This is a genomic window from Streptomyces sp. DH12 (assembly GCF_020873895.1).
Taxonomy (GTDB): Bacteria; Actinomycetota; Actinomycetes; order Streptomycetales; family Streptomycetaceae; genus Streptomyces.
The window spans coordinates 1-414 of record NZ_JAHWGT010001411.1; the positions used below are offsets into that span (position 1 = coordinate 1).

Annotated in this window: 1 protein-coding gene; it reads left to right on the forward strand. The window is 72.9% G+C overall.

All coding sequences use genetic code 11. From position 1 onward, the window contains the following. Positions 1–261: transposase (locus tag LPA54_RS40330; RefSeq protein WP_228985398.1), on the forward strand; the 261-nt coding region annotated here is incomplete at its 5' end. Between the last annotated feature and the right edge of the window lie 153 nt (positions 262–414).

Sequence of the window (414 nt, forward strand, 5' to 3'; positions counted from 1 at the left end):
CGTCGCTGGCGATCACCAGACACCCCATACCCGGGCCGGCCGCCGCACGGCGCATGGGACCGATGTTCCGGTCGACCGCTTCCGGCCCCTCGATCCGGGCCAGTTCGTCACGCCGGGCCTCGACAGCTTGCCGATGCCGGCTACGGCGTCAGCACCCCGTTCCGGCTCGGTCTCCACGAGCGAGGGCTGACCTACGTCCTGGCGCTGACCGGGAAGGAAAGTCGCCCACCCGGAGCATGCCGGGCCGCACCAGCCTGCTGACGGCGGGCTCGGGCCGCCGACGCTTCCTCGCTACCGCACCCCGCCGCGAGCCGTCTCGGTCCTCGCCGCGCAGGCGAGTGCCGGCTGGTTCACCGAGATGACCTGGCGCCAGGGCAGCACAGGCCGACGACCTCACGGTTCGCGGTCCTGACG